This window comes from Sinomonas sp. B1-1 (assembly GCF_050474465.1).
Classification (GTDB): Bacteria; Actinomycetota; Actinomycetes; order Actinomycetales; family Micrococcaceae; genus Sinomonas; species Sinomonas flava.
The window spans coordinates 139,634-157,858 of record NZ_JBCHVF010000004.1; the positions used below are offsets into that span (position 1 = coordinate 139,634).

Below are 18,225 nucleotides of genomic sequence, written 5' to 3' on the forward strand. Positions count from 1 at the left end.
CGGGACGGCTCAGATGTCCAGGAAGCGGACGTCCTTGGCGTTCTGCTGGATGAAGTGGCGGCGGGACTCCACGTCGTCGCCCATGAGGACGGTGAAGGTCTGGTCCGCGGCCGCCGCGTCCTCCATGGTCACCTGCAGCAGGGTGCGCCGGTCGGGGTCCATGGTCGTGTCCCACAGCTCGGTGTAGTCCATCTCGCCGAGGCCCTTGTACCGCTGGATGCCGTTCTCCTTCGGCAGCCGCTGCCCGTTGGCGAGGCCGGTGCGGATGGCCTCGTCGCGCTCACGGTCGCTGAACACGTAGTCGTGCGCGTGGTTCGACCACTTGATGCGGTACAGCGGCGGCTGGGCGAGGTACACGTAGCCGTTCTCGATCAGCGGGCGCATGTACCGGAACAGGAGGGTCAGCAGCAGCGTGGTGATGTGCTGGCCGTCCACGTCGGCATCCGCCATGAGGACGATCTTGTGGTAGCGCAGCTTGGAGATCTCGAAGTCCTCGCCGATCCCGGTGCCGAACGCCGTGATCATCGACTGGACCTCGGCGTTGCCCAGGGCCTTGTCGAGGCGCGCGCGCTCGACGTTGAGGATCTTGCCGCGCAGCGGCAGGATCGCCTGGGTCTCGGGGTTGCGGCCGCGCTTCGCGGAACCGCCGGCCGAGTCGCCCTCCACGAGGTAGACCTCGCAGCGCGAGGGGTCCTTGCTCGAGCAGTCGGAGAGCTTGCCGGGCATGCCGAAGGACTCGAGCGGGCTCTTGCGGCGGGCGTTGTCGCGGGCCTTGCGGGCCGCCATGCGGGCCTGGGAGGCCTGGATCGCCTTGCGGATCACCTCGCGCGCGGGATTCGGGTTGCGCTCGAGCCAGTCCCCGAGCTGGTCGGTGACGACCCGCTGGACGAAGCCCTTCGCCTCGGAGTTGCCGAGCTTGGTCTTCGTCTGGCCCTCGAACTGCGGCTCGGCGAGCTTGATGCTCACGACGGCGGTGAGGCCCTCGCGGATGTCGTCCCCGGTGAGGTTGTCGTCCTTCTCCTTGATGATGCCCTTCTCGCGCGCGTAGCGGTTCACGAGCGAGGTCAGCGCGGCGCGGAAGCCCTCCTCGTGGGTGCCGCCCTCGTGGGTGTTGATGGTGTTCGCGTAGGTGTGGACCGACTCGGCGTAGGCCGTGGTCCACTGCATCGCGACCTCGAGGGCCATCTTGCGCTCGTGGTCGGTGCTCTCGAAGGCGATGACCTCGTCGTGGATCACCTCGATCTTCTTCGAGGAGTTGAGGTGCTTGACGTAGTCCAGCAGGCCCTCGTCGTACCTGTAGTCGACGACGCGGCGCGTCGGGGTGGAGGCGGACTCCTCGGCGGGCACCGTGGCATCGGCGTCCTCGCCGGCGACCTCGCTCTCCTCCTCCTCGCCGCGGCGCTCGTCGGTGAGGGTGATGCGCAGGCCCTTGTTGAGGAAGGCCATCTGCTGGAAGCGGGCGCGGAGGGTCTCGAAGTCGAACTCGGTGCTCTCGAAGATCGTCGGGTCCGGATAGAAGGTCTGGATCGTCCCGGTCGCGTCCGTCGCCTCGCCCTCTTCGAGGCCTCCCACGGGGTGGCCGCCGTCGCGGAAGGACATGCGCCACACCCTGCCCTGGCGGCACACCTCCGTGTCCACCCGGCTCGAGAGCGCGTTCACGACCGAGATGCCGACGCCGTGCAGACCGCCCGAGACCGCGTACCCGCCGCCGCCGAACTTGCCGCCGGCGTGGAGGATCGTCATGACAACCTCGACCGTGGGCTTGCCCTCGGTCGGGTGGATGTCCACGGGGATGCCGCGGCCGTTGTCCTCGACGCGCACGCCGCCGTCGTCCTGCAGGGTCACCTGGATGTGGTCGCAGTAGCCGGCCAGCGCCTCGTCGACCGAGTTGTCGACCACCTCGTACACCAGATGGTGGAGGCCGCGCGGGCCGGTGGAGCCGATGTACATGCCAGGGCGTTTGCGGACGGCTTCGAGGCCCTCGAGCACCGTGATGCTGCTGGCACCGTACTCCTTGGCGTCCCTCCGGTCTCCGCTGGGAGCGCCCTGCTGATCGCTGGACGGGTTCACTGCACTCTCGTCAGCCACAGGCGGTCTCGACCCCTCTTCAGTTCGGCAGGCATAACGTGTCAATTCTACCGGTTCGCGCGCGCGGGAACGGACAACACGGCCGCGGATGCCGCTCAGCGGGCCAGAAAGCGTCCAAAGCGACGCTAGACAAGGCCCGATCAAGGGGGAGTGTGGGTCCCGGGCTTCTGAGCGGCCTGCGCGCCGTCCACGGGATCGCCCCTCCTCCCGTCTGGGGGTCACCTCCTGAGGGTCACCTCCTGAGGGTCACACGTAGCGGGTCGCGGGCGCGGCTCACCCGTAGGTGTCCCGCGGGCCCCGGCCGCGCACGTGGCGCGGACCCTTGCGCCAACTCGGCGCGGCGGGCCCGAGGATCTGCAGCCGGGTCACGACGCCGTCGCCCAGCTCCCGCCGGAAGCGGTCCAGGAGCGCCGTGCTCAACAGGCGCAGCTGCGTGGCCCACGCCGTCGAATCGCAGCGGACCTGCAGGACAGTGCCCTCGAAGGTTTCCGGGGTGCAGTGCGCGGCGACCTCCGGCCCGACCAGCTCGCGCCAGCGGGACATGACAGACCCCACCGCGACCGGCGAGGACCAGCCGCGCTCAGCGACCATCCGGTTCACCACGCTGCCGAGCCCGAGCGGGTCCCGCCCGCTGTAGCCCTCGGGCGCGCGCTGCCGGGACTTCTTCGGGGCCGGTGCGCCCGGCCCGGGCACGAGCGGCCCGGTCGCGCGGACCCGGACCTCCCCCCGGGCCTCCGCGGCGCCGCGGACCCGGTTGAGCGCGGCGCGCGCGGCGTCGACACCCTCCGCGGCGCGCTCGGGACTCGCCTTCCCGGGCTGGCCGACGGGATCCTTCCCGCTCCGCGGACCCTCATCCACGGTCGGACTCCGGCACAGGGGCCTCGGCGTCATCGACGCCCCCGGGCACCACGCGCACCCGGCGCCCGCCCAGCTCGGGCGGGATGTCGGCGTCGACCGCGGCGGTGACGAGCACCTGCTCCGCCTTCGCGACGATCGCGGCGAGACGCGCACGGCGCGTGGCGTCCAGCTCGGCGAACACGTCGTCGAGGATGAGGATGGGCTCGTCGCCGGCCACGGAGGAGTCGTCGAGCATGACGTAGTAGGAGGCGAGCCGCAGCGCGAGCGCGAACGACCACGTCTCGCCGTGCGAGGCGAAGCCCTTCGCCGGCGCGTCGCCGAGCAGCAGCTCGAGGTCGTCGCGGTGCGGGCCCACGAGCGTGAGGCCGCGCTCGAGCTCCCGCGGCCGCGCCTCGGCGAGTGCGGCCAGGAACCGCTCGCCGATCTCCGCCACGCTGAGCCCCGCGAGTCCGCGGCCGCCGCCGGAAGGCGAACCGGCGTCGTCGTCCGCTGTGCCGTCCGCAGGTTCCCGGCCCGCCGCCGCGTCCCCGCGCACGACGCCGCCCGCCTCCTCGGGCGCGCCGGCGTCGGCATCGTCGTCGGGCACCGCGCCCTCGATGCTTGACCTGTACACGGCCCGGGCGACCTTCGACCCGTCGGTGAGCTGCGCGTAGGCGGCGTCGAGGTGGGGACCCAGGCGGTCGACGAGCGTCAGTCGCGCCGCGAGCAGCCGGGCGCCGGCCTGGGCGAGGTGCGCGTCCCACACGTCGAGGGTGGACTCCACGGTGGCGCCGCCCGAGGAGTCCCGGGAATCGGGGCCGGAGGACCGGCGGGGGAACCGCGAGGCCCGGGCGCTCTTGAGCAGCGCGTTGCGCTGCTTGAGGACGCGGTCGTAGTCGGCGCGGGTGCCGGCGAGGTGGGGGAGCAGCACCGTCAGGAGCTCATCGAGGAACTTCCGGCGCGCTGATGGGTCGCCCTTCACGAGGGCGAGGTCCTCGGGGGCGAAGAGGACGGTGCGGGCGATGCCCAGCAGGTCGCGGGCGCGCAGGGGGCTGCCGCGGTTGATGCGGCCGCGGTTCGCGCGTCCCGGGTTGATCTCGAGCTCGAGCGTGGAGCGCTGCGCCCCGCGCACGAAGCCCGCGCGCACGAGGGCACGGTCGGCGCCGAAGCGCACGAGAGGGGCGTCAGAGCTCACGCGGTGGGAGCCCAGGGTGGAGAGCATCCCGAGGGCTTCGACGATGTTGGTCTTACCGACCCCGTTCTGGCCCACCAGCACGGTCACACCGGGGGAGAGCTCGAGGTCCGCCTGGGTGTAGGAGCGGAAGTCGGTCAGGGAGAGGCGTTCGACGTACACCGGGGCGCGGGGCTCCGCTCTACTTGGCCGGGCGCGTGGCGTGCCCGCCGAACTGGTGCCGCAGCGCCGAGACCATCTTCATCGCCGGCGAGGAATCCGTGCGGGACTCGAACCGGGCGAACAGGGCGGCCGTGATCGCCGGGGCGGGGATGGCGTTGGCGATGGCCTCCTCCACGGTCCAGCGGCCCTCGCCGGAGTCCTCGACGTAGTCGTCGATGTTGACCAGGCCGGGGTCCTCCTCAAGGGCCTTGACCACGAGGTCCAGGAGCCAGGAGCGGACCACGGTGCCCTTCTGCCATGCCCGGAAGGTGCCCGGGAGGTCGGTGATGATGTCCTTCGAGGCGAGGAGCTGGTACCCCTCGGCGTAGGACTGCATGAGCCCGTACTCGATGCCGTTGTGGACCATCTTGGCGTAGTGGCCCGCGCCGACGCCGCCGACGTGCACGAAGCTGTCGGCGCGCTCGCCCTCGGGCCGCAGCGCATCGAAGAGCGGCATGGCGCGTTCGATGTCCTCCGGTGCGCCGCCGGCCATGAGCCCATAGCCGTTCTCGAGCCCCCAGACCCCGCCGGAGACGCCGCAGTCGGCGAAGCGGATGCCCTTGGACGCGAGGAGTTCGCCGTGGCGCTGGTCCTCGGTGAACCGCGAGTTGCCGCCGTCGATCACGAGGTCGCCGGGTGTTAGCTTCTCCGAGAGCCCTGCGATGACCGCGTCCGTGACCTGGCCGGCGGGCACCATGACCCAGATCGTCCGCGGCGCGGGGACGCCGGCGATGAGCTCGTCGACGGAGGCGACGTCGGTGACGTCCGGGTTGCGGTCGTAGCCCGTGACTTCGATCCCGCCGCGGCGCAGCCGCTCGCGCATGTTGAAGCCCATCTTCCCCAGGCCGATGAGTCCGATGTGCATGGTCGGTGTCCCTTCGTTGAGCGGAGCGGGCTGGTTGCTGCGGGCGGCGGCGCGCGGACGGGCCTCAGTTGGGCAGGCGGACGGGCATCACGAGGTAGCGGTAGTCGTCCTCGTCCTCGCCCTCGAGCTCGCGCTGGGCGGTGATCATGGCCGGCTTCGGTGCGCTCGTGAACGAGAAGCGGACAAAGGGCGTCTCGATCACGCTGAGCCCCTCGATGAGGTAGTGCGGGTTGAACGCGACCGTGATCTCCTCGCCGGTCAGCTGGGCCTCGAGCTCCTCGGACGCCTGGGCGTCCTCGCCGGTTCCGGCGTCGAGGGTGACGAGGCCTTCGGTGAAGGCGAGCCGGACGGGGGTGTTGCGCTCGGCGACGAGGGAGACGCGGCGCACGGCCTCCACGAGCTCCTGGGTGGAGACCACGGCGTGGATCGGGGTCGAGTCGGGGAAGAGCGAGCGGATCTTGGGGTAGTCGCCGTCGACCAGGAGCGACGTCGTGGTGCGGCCGCCGCTCTCGAAGCCGACGAGGCGCGACTCGTCGTCCGCGAGGGCCAGATTCAGCTCGCCCGACCCGCCGAGGGTCTTGGCGACCTCGTTGAGGGTCTTGGCCTTGACCAGAGCCGAGGTCGACGTGCCGGGGTTGGCAGGCTGCCACGGCACCTCGCGCATGGCCAGACGGTACCGGTCGGTGGCCAGGAGGGTGATGAGCTCGCCCTCGATCTCCATCCGCACGCCGGTCAGGATCGGGAGCGTGTCGTCCTTGCTGGCCGCGATGATCACCTGCGAGACGCCCTTGGCGAACGTGTCGCCCGAGACCGTGCCGAGCGTGTCGGGCACGGCGGGCAAGGACGGATACTCCCCCTCAGGCATCGTGGCGAGGTGGAACGAGCTGCGTCGGCATGTCAGGGTGACCTTCGTCCCGTCGGTCTCGACGTCGACCGGGGCGGCAGGGAGGCTCCGGCAGATGTCGGCAAGGAGCCGTCCGGAGACCAGGATCGTCCCCTCCTCCCGGATTTCGGCGGGGATCTCCAGCCGGGCGGAGGTTTCGTAGTCGAAGCTGCTCAGGCTCACGACGCCGTCGTGTGCTTTGAGGAGCAGGCCTGCAAGGACGGGGACCGGCGGGCGCGGCGAAAGCGAGCGGGCAGCCCAGCTCACGGCCTCGGTGAGGACATCCCGTTCGACTCGGAACTTCACGGAGGTCTTCCGCCTTTCGTCGCTGTCTCGTCATGGCCGCTGGGGCGCAGGTTCAGGGCAGCGGGCCGCGAATGACACGAAAGGTGCGGACTCGGCGCGCTGACCACAGCTTAGCCCCATGACTGGAGCCGCGTTCAAGCGGGAGTGGGACTGGGGATCGACGCGTGGGGGTCGCCGGGACGCGGCGACGGGTAGCTGTTATTCAGGGATCTTCAGATTCTTGGGATTCGTGGTGTTAATAACTGCTGTGGAAACTGTGGAAAACCGCTTCTGGCCGCGGAGTGGCGCGGTTTTGGGGTGTTCACGGGATGTTGATCGGCTGCGGATGCAGCCGGGGGAGGCTGTGGACGCCACGATTCTTGTCATTCGTCCCTTCCACAGGCCCGGGAGGGGTTTTAAGCCCATGCCCTGCGGATGTGCACTTAACTATCCACAGGCTTGTCCACAGCGCCCTGTTAATAAGGTGCGCGAATGACACGAATCCTTGTGATTCGCCTCCGCGGTGTGGAGGACTAGAGCCCGCGCTGGGCCTGCTTGATCTTGTTGGTCAGCTCCGTGACCTGGTTGTAGATCGCCCGCCGTTCTGCCATCAGTTCCCGGATCTTCCGGTCGGCGTGGATCACCGTGGTGTGGTCCCGCCCGCCGAGTACCTGGCCGATCTTGGGCAGGGACATGTCGGTCAGCTCCCGGCACAGGTACATCGCGATCTGGCGCGCGGTGACGAGCGTGCGGGTGCGGGACTTGCTGTTCAGTTCCTCGACCGAGAGCTTGAAGTACGCCGCGGTCTCGGTGAGGATCTGCTCCGCGGTGATCTCGAGGGCCGAGTCGTCCGTGATGAGGTCCTTGAGCACCATCTCGGCGAGGGCCACATCGACGGGCTGCTTGTTGAGGCTCGCGAAGGCCGTGACGCGGATGAGCGCGCCCTCGAGTTCGCGGATGTTCGCCGAGATGCGCGAGGCGATGTACTCGAGCGCGTCGTCGGGCGCCGAGAGGCCGTCGTTGTTCGCCTTCTTGCGGAGGATCGCGATGCGCGTCTCGAGTTCGGGCGGCTGGATGTCCGTCAGGAGCCCCCACTCGAAGCGGGACTTCATGCGGTCCTCGAAGCCGTGCAGCATCTTCGGCGGCTGGTCCGAGGTGATGACGACCTGCTTGTTGCTGTTGTGCAGGGCGTTGAACGTGTGGAAGAACTCCTCCTGGGTGGCGTTGCGCCCGGCCAGGAACTGGATGTCGTCGATGAGGAGCAGGTCCACGTTGCGGTACGTGGTCTTGAAGCTCGTGCCCTCGTCGTCGCGGATGGAGTTGATGAAGTCGTTCGTGAACTCCTCGGAGTTCACGTACCGGACGCGGATGCCGTTGTAGAGCCGGCGGGCATAGTGGCCGATCGCGTGCAGGAGGTGGGTCTTCCCCAGACCCGAATCGCCGTAGATGAACAGCGGGTTGTACGCCTTCGCGGGAGCCTCCGCCACGGCCACTGCAGCGGCGTGGGCAAACCGGTTCGAGGCGCCGATCACGAACGTGTCGAACACGTACTTGGGGTTGAGGCGGCTGACCTCCTGGGAGGTGGTCGGCGGAGTCGGCGCCGGCCGGAGGTCCTCGCGGATCTCGGGCCGCTTGACCGGCTCGAACGTCTCCTCGCGGACCGGGACCATGTCGGTGTCGACGTCGATCGCGCAGCGGATGTCCTCGGAGAAGACCGAGCGGAGGGCGTCGTCGAGCGCGGACTTGATCTGGCCCTGGAGCACCTCCCGTGTGAGCTCGTTCGGGACGGCCACGAGCAGCGTCGAACCGATGAGGCCCTGGGCCTGGGCCAGGGACACGAAGCCGCGCTGGCGCGGCGAGACCCGGTCGTCCTCCTCGAGGAGACGCACGACACGGCGCCACGAACTGCCAAGCGTGTTGGCCTCGTTGGCTTCCTCAGGTCCCATGGACTCCTCTAACTCCTGCCGGCAGGGCGGCGTGTGACGTGATGTGACCGACGATGGCGTCCCCTCGGCACGGGGTCGCGGTCCAGTTCCCCCGGCCGGCTCCATCCACAGGGATACCCACAGGCGTGGAAGAGGGCACTGGGACAGCCTAGATGATCGGACAACCCGGACGATAGCTGGGTTCAGGGGCCCTATGAATTACACTGGTGAAGTTCGCCGCCTGCCCCGCGGGGGGACGCTGTCCACAGGGCTGTGAGTGCCGTTGGACACAGGCTGGGGAAAGAGCGCCGGCAGTCCCGCGGCGCAGCTCGCGCGCACCCGAATTGACGCCGCGCGCCGTCGTGCCCTAACGTCGTTAAGTCCTATGTGTCTGCCTACTGTCCTGTCGCATGCCCTCGGACGCCGCCACGATGCCAACCCTGAACGGGAAGGTTCCTGGCCGGCGTACGGCATGAGGCGCGGCGGGGCGGCAGGCCCCCAATACGCAGCGTCCGCCAGTTCATTTCCGTTCTGCAGGCGCCCTGGATCCACTGGAGTGAGACCGTGAGCAAGCGGACTTTTCAGCCGAATAACCGCCGTCGTGCCAAGAAGCACGGCTTCCGTCTTCGTATGCGCACCCGCGCCGGCCGTGCCATCCTGGCGGCCCGCCGTTCCAAGGGCCGCGCTGACCTGTCGGCCTGAGTCCTGACTCGGCCCCCCCGGGACAGCAGGCACGCGCTGAGGTCGTGAGACGATGCTTGCCGCGACCCACCGCCTGCGCACCGGCGCCGACTTCACACATACCGTACGTTCCGGCGTCCGACAAGGACGCCGGAACGTCGTGCTGTATGCGGCCGGCACGGGCACCGAAGCGAGCCGCTTCGGATTCATCGTCTCCAAGGCCGTAGGGAACGCAGTCACCCGGAACCTCGTTAAGAGGAGGCTGAGGGAAGCGGCTGCCGCGACCCTCAGACGCCACCCCACCGGCATCGATGTCGTCGTGCGCGCCCTTCCGGCTTCAGCCCGGTCCACCTGGGCCGAGCTCACGAAGGACTACGAGTCCGCGCTCGGCACTGCGCTGCGCAGGCTGGGGCGCGATGCCACCATCGAGGGACGCGGAGAGGAGACGAACCGGCATGACAGCGGCCGCTGAGACTCACGGATCGCCGCGACGAGCCGGCCTGCCACGGTGGGTCCGCGCCGTCGTGCGTGCGGTCTGGACCCTCCCGCAGCGGGTCCTGATCCTGCTGCTGATGGCCTACCGGGCCGTGATCTCCCCCCTCTACGGACAGGTGTGCCGGTTCTTCCCGACCTGCTCCGCCTACGCACTCGAAGCGGTCACTGTCCACGGCGCTGTGCGAGGATCGTACTTGGCGGTGCGGCGGCTGCTCCGCTGCCACCCGTGGAACGCGGGCGGGATCGACAACGTGCCGGAAGGCCACACGCACTGGCCGGACGATCGCGTCCCCCGGATCGTGGTGCTCAACCACCCCGATCGCTACTGGAAAGACTGACGATGACGACACGAGGAAATAACTGATGGACATCTTGGGCGCAATCATGGAGCCCTTCCGGTGGCTGGTCTCCTTTGTCATGGTGGCCTTCCACGAGGGGCTGACGTTCATCGGCCTGCCCGCGGCGTCCGGCTGGACCTGGACGTTCTCGATCATCGGCCTCGTGATCGTGATCCGCGCCGCCCTCATCCCCGTCTTCGTCAAGCAGATCAAGGCCCAGCGCGGCATGCAGCTGCTGCAGCCTGACCTGCAGAAGCTGCAGGCGAAGTACAAGGGGAAGACCGACCAGCTGTCCCGCCAGGCCATGGCGCAGGAGCAGATGGCGCTCTACAAGAAGCACGGCACGAACCCCTTCTCGGCCTGCCTCCCCATGATCATCCAGATGCCGTTCTTCTTCGCGCTGTTCCAGGTGCTCTCCGGCATCTCGAACGCCGAAAAGAGCTCCACCGGCATCGGTGCCATGACGCACGACCAGGTGGTCCAGTTCGAACAGGGCTCGATCTTCGGCGCGCCGCTCTCGGCGTCCCTCCTGCACGGCGGCGGCGGCAACGCGGTCTCGGTGGCCGTCCTCTCGATCCTGATGATCGTCGCGATGACCGCTTCGCAGTTCATCACGCAGAAGCAGATCATGGCCAAGAACATGTCCGAGGCGGCCATGGCCAGCCCGTTCATGCGCCAGCAGAAGATCCTGCTCTACATCCTCCCTCTCGTCTTCGGCATCGGCGGCATCAACTTCCCGATCGGCGTCCTCATCTACTGGACCATCTCCAACCTCTGGACCATGGGACAGCAGTTCTACGTCATCCGCCGCATGCCCGCCCCCGGGTCTCCGGCAGCGAAAGCCCTCAATGAGCGCCGCGCCGCCAAGGGGCTGGCCCCCATCGACGTCACCACGGGCAAGACCATGAAGCCCGAGGACATGCCCCCGCCGCCGGAGCCCAAGGCCCAGCGCCAGCAGCCGGTGCGGAAGAACAGGAAGAAGAAGCCATGACGTCAGAGAGCACTGCCGTGAACCTGCCCGAAGGCGACGACGCCGACGATACCGCCGCCATGACCCCGCTCAGCCGCCTCGAGGAAGAGGGCGACGTCGCGGCCGACTACCTCGAGGAACTCCTCGACATCGCGGACATCGACGGGGACATCGACATCGAGGTCCGCAACGGGCGCTCCTACCTCTCTGTGGTGGGCGACGACGACGCCGAGGGACTCGACATCCTCGTGGGCCAGGACGGCGAGGTCCTCGAAGCGCTCCAGGAGCTCACCAGGCTTTCCGTCCTCTCGGCGACCGGCAACCGCTCGCGCCTCGTGCTCGACATCAACGGCTACCGCGGCGAGCGGGGCGTCCGCCTCCAGGAGATCGCGGAGAAGGCCGTCGCGCGGGTCAAGGCCGGGGAGGCCACCGTGCACCTCGACCCTATGAGCTCCTACGAGCGCAAGATCGTGCACGACGCCATCGCCGAGCTCGGGTTCACCAGTGAGTCCGAGGGTGAGGGCGCCCGCCGGCACATCGTCGTCTCGGCCGACTGAGCCGATGGCAGATCATGCGGAGGCGGCCGACGCCACCCTGGGGACCGCCCCCGAGCTGGTAGGCGCCGAGCTCGAGGCTGCAACGAAGGTCTTCGGTGACCGGCTCCAGCTCGCGCGCCGCTACGTGGAGCACCTCGCGACCTCCGGCCTCGAGCGCGGCCTGATCGGGCCCCGGGAGGTCCCGCGGCTCTGGAGCCGGCACGTGCTGAACTGCGCCGTCATCGAGTCCGAGTTCCCGGTCGGTGCCGCGGTTGCCGATGTCGGCAGCGGCGCTGGCCTCCCGGGTCTGTGCCTCGCGATCGCCCGCCCCGACCTGCGGTTGACGCTCATCGAACCGCTCGAACGCCGCGTGACGTGGCTCGAGGAGGTCATCGACGATCTCGGCCTGGAGAACGTCACGGTGCTCCGTGCGCGCGCAGAGCAGGCTGTCGGAGAGGTCGACGCCGAGTTCGTCACCGCCCGCGCTGTGTCCGCTCTCTCCACCCTGGTTCCCATGACGCTTCCGCTGCTTGCCGGCTCCGGGGTCCTTGTCGCGATCAAGGGCCGGAGCGCCTCCGAAGAGGTGGAGAAGGCTGCCAAGGCCATCAAGAAGTACAAGGGCCATTCACCGGTGGTCCGCGCAGTCGGGCAGGACCTCCTCGCCGAGCCGACGACCATTGTGCGCATCACCGTCGGACACCCCTGACCTGCCTCTGCCGGCGGCTCCAGCCGCTAGTCTAGAAGGAGGCAAACGACGCAAGGTGAGAGTGAGTACCCAGTGAGCAGTGGAGAGACGGCAGCGCAGAGAATCCCTCCGTTCCTGACGCTCGGCTCAGCCCGTCCCCTCGCTACGGCGCCCACCTCGGTTTCGACGCAACCTGTTCCGGTTGTCTCTGAGGTTTCACGTGAAACCTCCTCCTCTTCGTCGGGTCCGACCTTCCTCGACCTCCTCGACGAGGGCAGTCCGATTGCGAGCCAGCTTGCCAATGAGGCTCGTCGGCGCGAACGCCTGCAGGGACGAGCCTTCCGGCGTCCTGCGAAGACCCGAGTCTTCACTGTCTCCAACCAGAAGGGCGGGGTGGGCAAGACCACGACGACGGTCAACATCGCCGCCGCCCTGGCCTCGGCTGGACTCAATGTGCTGGTCATCGATATCGACCCCCAGGGCAACGCCTCCACTGCGCTCGGCATCGAGCACCACGCGGAGGTCGAGAGCATCTACGACGTCCTGATCAACGACGCTCCGCTCGGTGATGTTGTGGCCCAGTGCCCCGACGTCGAGCACCTCGAATGCGCGCCCGCCACGATCCATCTCGCTGGCGCGGAGATCGAGCTTGTCTCGCTCGTGGCCCGGGAGCAGCGGCTCCGCCGGGCGATCGAGAACTATGCCAAGCAGCGCAAGGCTGAGGGGAAGCCCCGGCTCGACTACATCTTCATCGACTGCCCGCCGAGCCTCGGCCTGCTGACCGTGAACGCGTTCTGCGCGGCGAGTGAAGTCCTCATCCCGATCCAGTGCGAGTACTACGCGCTGGAGGGGCTGAGCCAGCTTCTGAAGAACATCGAGATGATCCAGAAGCACCTCAACGCGGACCTCAGGGTGTCGACCATCCTCCTGACGATGTACGACGGTCGCACGAACCTTGCAGCCCAGGTCGCCGCGGAGGTACGGGAGCACTTCCCTCAGCAGGTCCTCGAGGCCGTGGTGCCGCGGTCAGTGCGCATCTCCGAGGCACCGAGCTACCAGCAGACCGTCATGACGTACGACCCTTCCTCCACAGGTGCGCTGTCCTATCTCGAGGCCGCAGCCGAGATTGCCGAGCGATAGGGCCTTCGGGTTCCCCGACACGCAGCAAGCACTCAGACAGCCAGTTTGCCCAGTAAACGGTGGGCATGAGGGAGGATTACCGCTATGAGCGAGAAGCGCCGAGGACTGGGCAGGGGGCTGGGTGCCCTGATCCCCAGCACGGCTCCCGCCGCGGGGAATACCACGTCACCTTCATCTCGCCCCGTCGACCTGTTCTTCCCCGACAGCGCCCGACGGTCCGACGCTGCCGTCGGTCTTGAAGAGGACCAGGCACGGCCGGCGACAGGCGATGCCGCAACCGCCGAGAGTGGCGTGACCGAGGCGGAGAAGAGTGCTCGCATGGCTCCGTCCAGCGATGGAGACAATGCGGCCGCCGAAGAGCCGGCGCCGTCCTCGACCTCTCGGGCTAGGGACACTGAATCCGCTGATGGTCAGACCGACGCTGGCCGGTCTGCAGGTGCGGGGCGGCGTGGCAGCCGGTCGGCTGCCAAGGGCGCCTCGACGGACGACTTGGACCTCGTCGAGGTCCCGGGAGCTCAGTTCGCCGAGCTCCCCGTCTCGGACATCCATCCGAACCGTAAGCAGCCGCGGACCGTGTTCGACGAGGAGGAGATGGCCGAACTTGTCCACTCCGTCAAGGAGATCGGCATCCTGCAGCCGATCGTCGTTCGGAAGTCAACCGAAGACGGTAGTGAACCCTACGAGCTCGTCATGGGTGAGCGCCGGTGGCGTGCCTCCAAAGAGGCCGGCCTCGAGACCATTCCCGCCATCGTCCGCGATACGGGCGACGATGCCCTGCTTCGCGATGCACTGCTCGAGAACCTCCACCGGAGCCAGCTGAATCCGCTTGAAGAGGCTGCCGCCTACCAGCAGCTCCTTGAGGACTTCGGTGCGACGCATGAGGAGCTCGCCGACAGGATCGGTCGCTCTCGTCCCCAGGTCTCAAATACCATCCGGCTGCTCCGGCTGCCGCCTCTGGTTCAACGCCGTGTGGCTGCAGGAGTCCTCTCTGCTGGCCACGCGCGGGCACTGTTGTCCCTTCCTGATGACGTCGCGGTCGAGCGCATGGCGCAGAAGATCGTGGCGGAGGGGCTTTCTGTTCGTGCGACGGAGGAGGCTGTCGCGCTCTACCAAGAGCCGGCAGACTCCCGGCGGTCTGCCCCTCGTCCCAACGCGCGCCACGAGCGCCTCGACTTCCTGGCTTCTAATCTTGCTGATCGGCTCGACACGAACGTGAAGATCACGCTCGGTGCCCGGAAGGGCAAAGTGAGCATCGAGTTTGCATCGGTCGAGGATCTGAATCGCATCATGGCGCTCATCAGTCCAGACGAGGAGTGATCCGCGAGCAAGGTGAAGAAGGGGGCGTTTCACGTGAAACGCCCCCTTTTCTGTGCCACAGGCAGGAGTCTCGGCGTGCGTGGTGGACCGGAAGCGGACAGTGGGATCGGGGCTCGCAGCCACCGTTCCCTATAGTCAAACGGTTGATCAGTGCAGTGTCTGCGCTGTCGACGGTCGTTTTCACGAAGCTCTGACTGCGCAAAGGATCCGCTGAACTCACCTCCTGATTGAAAATCCGTTTCCAAGACGCGCTGCTGCAAGAGAAGGTCCGCGCGTCCGAGGCATCATTTCTCCCGATGCGGTCACCCCGCACTTGGGGGAGAAGGGCGCGCCAAGCGAACTGTCGGTCCCCGGTAATAGAACGCCGCCGTGACAGAGCGCCGCCACATGGGGAGCGGGCGTCGAGCGAGAATAGGACGAAAGCCGATGACGACTGCTTATGGCGGCAGTGTGGTTCTTGGACCAGGTGGATCTAGCCGCGTGGCGAGGCAGCGCACTTGTGAACCCGGTAAACGACGGTCTTAGTCCCGCGAGGTCACTGTGGGCGCCCGGGTGTACGTCTTGTGGGTTAGTACGTCTATGCGACGTGCCCCTTTCCGTCCCGGTGCGGCCACTGGGAGGGAAAAGCGGTCAGCAGTGCCCACCATCTTCACCACGCTGTCATAAGGAGCACCGGGAGCGGGCCCGGCGTTCTTGGGTGTGCCGAGGGAGGATGTGCTGGCGGCATTACGCCGCCGCCGCCCCCCGGGATACCCACTCGCCATCGTTCGATGGCGACGCTTTGCCCGGTCAGGCATACGCTATGAGAAATCCAGCTGTCTTCGTCGTCGCGATCCAATGGCGGGCATGTGTCTAGTCTGTGGCGAGAGTCTGGTGCGGCCGACCGCTGAGTGGATCGGCGAACGCCCGGAATCGGTGCTCCTTCTGTTTCACGTGAAACACCCGGTCTACTCTTCGGCCGTAAAGGATGAGCCCAAAGGATCAGCTACTCGAAGCGCGACCTGAGCGCGAATCGATCCAGGGCGCATCGTCTCGAGGTCGGCCACGCGGAAGGTCCATACGCCCGTACAGCAACGACGAACCTACTGTGGATGGCGAAGCTATCAAGCGTCGCTGTAACCAGCCGTGCTCAGCCCCCAACGATCCAGCGAAGGCTCAGTCGGAAGGATCGATACCCCGAACCCCGGCGTGTCGCCGAGTAAGAGCACTCGAGCAGCCGGCTATGCGAAATCTATTACGCCCGGGCCGCTTCTTCCTCGACGAGCGACGACAACTCATCCATTCGTTCTGTTTCACGTGAAACCTGAGTCCCGATTGCCGTGACGTATGGGCGGACCGCGGCCTGGGCAGAGTTGGCCAGCACGACTGGGGATGTGCCCGGAGGGGCTTAGCCCATTGGAGCGACTCGGCAGCTATGCCCCGGTCGCATCAGTGGCGGTGCACGCACCTATTCGTGCGTGCATCTGCCTCCTCCCTGCACACCCTGAGCGCTCCGCGGTGACGCCTTCTGTGTCAAAGTGCCCGCGCGAATAGGGCTCACGGCAGCGGCACACGTCCAGCTCGGCGTCGACTTATGGCCGAGGTCGGACCCCGACGAATTGGCCCTCAGCGGTGACTGCCTCTACCCGACGCTGGACGAGGGTTCGCGGTCTGACCCGAGGTTCAGCGTAGTCCTCGGGCGTTCCGCGGGCTCGTGGGCCTTCCCGGAGGATGATGGCGCGTATGGGTAGAAAAGGGGCCGTCGTGCCACTTCGGGCTCCCAAGGCGAACTCGCTCCTCCGGGTAGCCCCTCTCATGGGGACACCCACCTCTCGTCAGACGTGCGGCGGTGGACTCCATGTCCTTCGACATCGCCTGAGAAGTGCACGGTCTTCCCGGCGGGGAGCTATGTCCAGGTCAAACCGAGCCTGTGGATATCGGTGTGGGAATCTCGGGCCCCCTGCTGCACTCTCCTGTGGATAACCGTGTGGATAGCCGCTGTGGACATTAGCCCGGGGGAGTCCATCCCGGCAATCATGCGCCCACCGCGGCGGTGGTGCGACACGATTCGATGTACGTCATGAGGCGACAGCCCTGCAACCCCGCGGGCGAGCGAGGGTGAGGCGACCGAGCTCTACCTGAATCCGCTGCAGAAAAGCATCGGTGAGGCCAGAATCTTGCATCCTCCAGCTCGGAAATTCCCGATCCCGGTCCGCCGCGTTGCACCGTCGCTGAACCAAGAAGACGCATCTCGGGGCGGCGGTGAAGCATGGCCGCTCAGCGAACTGTGGATTGTGTCTATCTGACTGTGGACAGTGCCTGTGGATTCAGCTGTGGATAAAGTGAACCGATTGTCGCCATGGTTGACGAGCCCGTCCCCTATGGACTGCCCTCGGGCAAGGCCCGAGTGTTCCTAGTTGGCCCGGTCAGGGGACTCTCACCCCCTCAAAGGGACGCCGGGAGCAGGGCCGACGACGGCCCGCTTCATGCGCACCATTGGTCCTGATCTGAAGCAGCTTGTTTCGGTCGGGTGGGGCCTAGGTGCACGCCCAGCGGGCCGAGTGCGTACCCGGGTATGGTTCTCGTATCACGGGAGAGACTGCTAGGTGACGTCCGCGCGCCGGAGCCGCCGACGCGGCACGGCCCGTGCTACGCCGGACGGCCCGTGCTACTGCCGTTGTTTCACGTGAAACGTGATCGCTGGGGACACCGCTGACTTGCTTTCTGTTCCAAGCGGCAAGGGCGCAGGAGACGGCGCACGCAGTAGTTGGGTGGGAGGTACTGCTGACCGACTCCGAGACGTCGAAGGGCAATACAGCCGCGACGGCAATGCCAGCTCGATCTAGCGTTCGGGCGGTGGGCACGTCGGTCCTGGTTCGTCTCGACAGGGACGGGCCGAGACCCTAGTGGAGGCGCTCGGAATATGAGGTCATGACGTGCATGTGTCTTTGGGGACGTGCGCGGGGGGGATGGGCGGCGGACGCCATGGGTGGCCGATCGATCATCCCACTGCCGACCGCGGCATTGTGCGGGCTTCGGCTTTGGCCAGTACTACATGTCTTTTCGGTCAGCAGGTACTCAGCAGATAATGCGTGCCGCATTGGTCAGTAACACAGACCAGGCTAGAGCGCTTACCGGTCGGATCCGAAGAGGCTGGAGCTTGGTGGAAGCCATCTGACTCCCGAATGGGTCGAAGCTCTTGAACCGAGGCCGGCTAGTGGATGTCTTTCCCTGGCAGAGAGGACTTGAGCAGCGCTTGTGGCTCGCATCTGCTTCCGCGTCCATAGGCCCCTCGCTCCTACCGCGCCCTCTGTGGTACACGAATCTCACGCATGTACGGCGGCTTCTCGCGTCGCGCGGCGTCGACGGTCCAATGTGCGGCCAATGTGCTCTTTCATCTGGCCCGGCAGGTCGCACGGTCAATGCTCGGAAGGGCGGAAGTCTGGCTGCGTATTCCGCAGTTCTCGAATGAGACCCCGGAGGCGCGTCGAGGTGAGCGCGTGATGGCTTGCGCGCGGTGGTACTGCTGATCAGCGCCCGCCAGCCTTTCTCGCTGGAGTCTCACTGATTCCCCAGACCAAGCACGAAAAGGCTGGGACGAGCGGACGGCGAAGCTGTGTCTGGGGGCGCACGTCTTGTTTCACGTGAAACAGCGGCCGCAGATCGTGGGACCGATCGGAGGCGTAAGCCAGTGAGTGTGCCTGGGGTCACACGATGATTGGGTCGAGGTGGCGCCGGATGCCTGATGCGTCGCGCGCGACAGCAGCGCCAGAAGACCCCTGCTTCGACGCTCTATCCCGATCTCTAT

The 18,225-nt window shown here is 67.2% G+C and carries 14 protein-coding genes; 8 read left to right on the forward strand and 6 right to left on the reverse strand.

The genetic code is table 11. The annotated features are described in order from the left end of the window. Nucleotides 1–9 precede the first annotated feature (9 nt). The 6 genes from gyrB to dnaA form a co-directional block, all read right to left on the reverse strand. Complete coding sequence (gyrB, locus tag ACQ5BE_RS09240; protein ID WP_430296740.1) at nt 10–2,070, reverse strand: DNA topoisomerase (ATP-hydrolyzing) subunit B; 2,061 nt, start codon at nt 2,068–2,070, stop codon at nt 10–12. Between the two features lie 291 nt (nt 2,071–2,361). Continuing rightward, nucleotides 2,362–2,946, reverse strand: coding sequence for a DUF721 domain-containing protein (locus tag ACQ5BE_RS09245; RefSeq protein ID WP_430296741.1), 585 nt, complete (start codon nt 2,944–2,946; stop codon nt 2,362–2,364). Continuing rightward, the gene (locus ACQ5BE_RS09250; RefSeq protein ID WP_430296742.1) at nt 2,939–4,279 is read right to left on the reverse strand and encodes a DNA replication/repair protein RecF; all 1,341 of its coding nucleotides are present in this window, start codon (nt 4,277–4,279) and stop codon (nt 2,939–2,941) included. The genes ACQ5BE_RS09245 and ACQ5BE_RS09250 overlap by 8 nt, the downstream gene beginning before the upstream one ends. Nucleotides 4,280–4,298: 19 nt before the next feature. Then, nucleotides 4,299–5,183: a phosphogluconate dehydrogenase (NAD(+)-dependent, decarboxylating) gene (gene gnd / locus ACQ5BE_RS09255; RefSeq protein WP_430296743.1), complete on the reverse strand. Its 885-nt coding sequence runs from the start codon at nt 5,181–5,183 to the stop codon at nt 4,299–4,301. A 64-nt stretch (nt 5,184–5,247) separates the two neighbouring features. Continuing rightward, nucleotides 5,248–6,372: a DNA polymerase III subunit beta gene (gene dnaN / locus ACQ5BE_RS09260; protein WP_430296744.1), complete on the reverse strand. Its 1,125-nt coding sequence runs from the start codon at nt 6,370–6,372 to the stop codon at nt 5,248–5,250. A gap of 512 nt (nt 6,373–6,884) precedes the next feature. Then, nucleotides 6,885–8,297 (reverse strand): chromosomal replication initiator protein DnaA, encoded by a 1,413-nt coding sequence (gene dnaA / locus ACQ5BE_RS09265; RefSeq protein WP_208711010.1) that lies wholly within the window; start codon nt 8,295–8,297, stop codon nt 6,885–6,887. Nucleotides 8,298–8,840: 543 nt separating this feature from the next. Between dnaA and rpmH the strand changes: the two genes are divergently transcribed. The 8 genes from rpmH to ACQ5BE_RS09305 all read left to right on the forward strand — a co-directional run bounded on the left by rpmH (nt 8,841) and on the right by ACQ5BE_RS09305 (nt 14,438). Then, entirely contained in the window at nt 8,841–8,978 is a 138-nt protein-coding gene (gene rpmH, locus ACQ5BE_RS09270) for a 50S ribosomal protein L34 (protein WP_208711009.1), read from the forward strand. A gap of 52 nt (nt 8,979–9,030) precedes the next feature. After that, nucleotides 9,031–9,429 carry a ribonuclease P protein component gene (gene rnpA, locus ACQ5BE_RS09275; protein WP_430296746.1) on the forward strand — a complete coding sequence of 133 codons (399 nt, stop codon included), beginning with the start codon at nt 9,031–9,033 and terminating at the stop codon, nt 9,427–9,429. Next, nucleotides 9,413–9,790, forward strand: coding sequence for a membrane protein insertion efficiency factor YidD (yidD, locus tag ACQ5BE_RS09280; protein WP_430296748.1), 378 nt, complete (start codon nt 9,413–9,415; stop codon nt 9,788–9,790). Before rnpA ends, yidD begins: the two co-directional genes overlap by 17 nt. A 25-nt stretch (nt 9,791–9,815) precedes the next feature. After that, nucleotides 9,816–10,781: a membrane protein insertase YidC gene (yidC, locus tag ACQ5BE_RS09285; protein ID WP_430296749.1), complete on the forward strand. Its 966-nt coding sequence runs from the start codon at nt 9,816–9,818 to the stop codon at nt 10,779–10,781. Beyond that, complete coding sequence (locus ACQ5BE_RS09290) at nt 10,778–11,317, forward strand: protein jag (RefSeq protein WP_430296750.1); 540 nt, start codon at nt 10,778–10,780, stop codon at nt 11,315–11,317. Before yidC ends, ACQ5BE_RS09290 begins: the two co-directional genes overlap by 4 nt. A 4-nt stretch (nt 11,318–11,321) precedes the next feature. Continuing rightward, nucleotides 11,322–12,002, forward strand: coding sequence for a 16S rRNA (guanine(527)-N(7))-methyltransferase RsmG (gene rsmG / locus ACQ5BE_RS09295; protein WP_430296751.1), 681 nt, complete (start codon nt 11,322–11,324; stop codon nt 12,000–12,002). 114 nt (nt 12,003–12,116) lie between these two features. Next, the gene (locus tag ACQ5BE_RS09300; RefSeq protein WP_430296803.1) at nt 12,117–13,121 is read left to right on the forward strand and encodes a ParA family protein; all 1,005 of its coding nucleotides are present in this window, start codon (nt 12,117–12,119) and stop codon (nt 13,119–13,121) included. Between the two features lie 84 nt (nt 13,122–13,205). Then, a complete protein-coding gene (locus tag ACQ5BE_RS09305) occupies nt 13,206–14,438 on the forward strand; it encodes a ParB/RepB/Spo0J family partition protein (protein WP_430296753.1) in 1,233 nt (410 codons plus the stop codon). Nucleotides 14,439–18,225 lie beyond the last annotated feature (3,787 nt).

Coding starts and splice junctions, on each gene's coding strand:
- gnd (WP_430296743.1), bottom strand. CDS start 5,183: ATGCACATCGGACTCATCGGCCTGGGGAAGATGGGCTTCAACATGCGC.
- dnaA (WP_208711010.1), bottom strand. CDS start 8,297: ATGGGACCTGAGGAAGCCAACGAGGCCAACACGCTTGGCAGTTCGTGG.
- rnpA (WP_430296746.1), top strand. CDS start 9,031: ATGCTTGCCGCGACCCACCGCCTGCGCACCGGCGCCGACTTCACACAT.
- yidD (WP_430296748.1), top strand. CDS start 9,413: ATGACAGCGGCCGCTGAGACTCACGGATCGCCGCGACGAGCCGGCCTG.
- yidC (WP_430296749.1), top strand. CDS start 9,816: ATGGACATCTTGGGCGCAATCATGGAGCCCTTCCGGTGGCTGGTCTCC.
- ACQ5BE_RS09290 (WP_430296750.1), top strand. CDS start 10,778: ATGACGTCAGAGAGCACTGCCGTGAACCTGCCCGAAGGCGACGACGCC.
- rsmG (WP_430296751.1), top strand. CDS start 11,322: ATGGCAGATCATGCGGAGGCGGCCGACGCCACCCTGGGGACCGCCCCC.
- ACQ5BE_RS09305 (WP_430296753.1), top strand. CDS start 13,206: ATGAGCGAGAAGCGCCGAGGACTGGGCAGGGGGCTGGGTGCCCTGATC.